Origin of the sequence: Paraburkholderia sp. (genome assembly GCF_036488505.1) — a bacterium.
Taxonomy (GTDB): domain Bacteria; phylum Pseudomonadota; class Gammaproteobacteria; order Burkholderiales; family Burkholderiaceae; genus Paraburkholderia.
The window spans coordinates 1-1,775 of record NZ_DASXHN010000433.1 but is presented as its reverse complement, the minus strand read 5'-3'; the positions used below and the strand labels follow the sequence as shown (position 1 = coordinate 1,775).

The window sequence follows — 1,775 nt, the reverse complement described above, 5'->3', positions numbered from 1 at the left end:
CGCGATGCCGTGCGTCTGATAGATCGGTCCCTTGTAGCCGTGCTCGATCAAAGTGCGTTGCGGCAGCACGGTCGGCGTGCCCGCGCCCGCGATCAGGATCGCATCGGGCTTCGCGGCCATCAGCTTGAGGATCTGGCCGGTTACGCTCGCATCGGTGCGGTTGTAGCGCTCGGTCGCGACCAGCTGGATATGGCGCAGCGCCGCGAACTTGCTGAATTCGTTGAGCCAGCTTTCGCCGTAGCCATCCGCGAAGCCGATGAAGCCCACCGTCTTCACGTTGTAGTTAGACATATAGCGGGTCATCACGTTGGCCATCGCGCTGTCGGTCTGCGCCATCTTGTAGGCCCACACCTTCTTGCCTTCCTGCGGTTCGACGACGCTCGCCGAGCCGATCAGCGTGATCATCGGCGTCTGGCTTTCGGCGACCGGGTCGAGCGCGGCCATCGCCGCCGGCGTGATGTTGGGTCCAACGATCACGTCGACGTGGTCCTCGTTGATGAGCTTGCGGATGTTGCGCACTGCGTTGCCCGGGTCGGACGCATCGTCGAGGAAGATGTAGTCGGCTTTCTGGCCGGCGATCGTCGGCGGCCACATCAGCATCGCATTCTTGCTGGTGATGCCGATGACGGCGGCCGGCCCGGTGTTCGACAGATCGATGCCGACTTTCAGATCGGCGTGCGCGGCGCTCGCGACGAGCAGCGCGCCGACGGCGGCCGTGACGCCGCGCAGTGTTTTCCGAAGCTTATTCTTATGTGACGTCATCAAAAGGTCTCCGTAGCGAGAGGCAGGTTTAAGCAAAACTTCAAGCAGGGATCCACGCGGACCCCGGGAGCGGATCACAGTTCGTAACTTTCGTGTTCGCCCTTGAGCGCCTGTTCGATCAGCTTGCGATTCAGGCTCGGCGACAGCAGTTCAACCAGCGTGTACACGTAGCTGCGCAGATAGGCGCCCTGCTTCAGCGCGACGCGCGTCACGTTGCTGCCGAACAGGTGGCCGACCGGCATCGCGCGCAGGTGGCGGTCGCGCTCGGCCTGGAATGCGATGTCCGCCATGATGCCGACGCCCAATCCGAGCTCGACGTAGGTCTTGATTACGTCGGCGTCGATCGCCTCCAGCACGATGTCGGGATGCAGCCCGCGCAGGCGGAATGCCTCGTTGATCTTGGTGCGTCCGGCGAACGCCTGGTCGTACGTGATCAGCGGGTACTGGGTCAGGTCGTCGAGCGACAGCAGCTTGCGCTCGAGCAGCGGATGGTCCGGCTGCATCACGGCGACGTGGTGCCACTGGAAGCAGGGCAGCGACACCAGATCCTTGTAGTTGGAAATCGCCTCGGTCGCGATCGCGACGTCGGCCTGGTCGTGCAGTACCATCTCGGCAACTTGGGTCGGACTTCCTTGCAGAATTGAAAGGTGAACCTTCGGAAAGCGCTTCTTGAATTCGGCGATCGCCGCCGGCAGCGAATAGCGCGCCTGAGTGTGGGTCGCCGCGATCACGAGGTTGCCCTGGTCCTGCGCCGCGTAGTCCTTGCCGACGCGCTTGAGGCTCTCCACTTCCTGCAGGATTCGCTCGACCGACTGCAGAATGATGCGGCCGGGCTCGGTCAGCGAACGCACGCGCTTACCGTGGCGCGTGAAGATTTCCACGCCCAGTTCGTCCTCGAGCTCGATGATCGCCTTCGAGACGCCCGGCTGGCTGGTAAACAGCGCCTTGGCGGCTTCGGTGAGGTTGAAATTCTGCCGCACTGCCTCGCGGACGAAGCGGAATTGGTGCAGGTT

Annotated in this window: 2 protein-coding genes; both read right to left on the bottom strand. The window is 63.0% G+C overall.

Features of this window, described 5'->3' with window-relative positions:
- The coding region (locus VGH68_RS25000) for an ABC transporter substrate-binding protein (RefSeq protein WP_331606392.1) at positions 1 to 762 on the bottom strand (762 nt) is incomplete at its 3' end.
- A gap of 74 nt (positions 763 to 836) precedes the next feature.
- The coding region (locus VGH68_RS24995) for a CysB family HTH-type transcriptional regulator (protein ID WP_331606391.1) at positions 837 to 1,775 on the bottom strand (939 nt) is incomplete at its 5' end.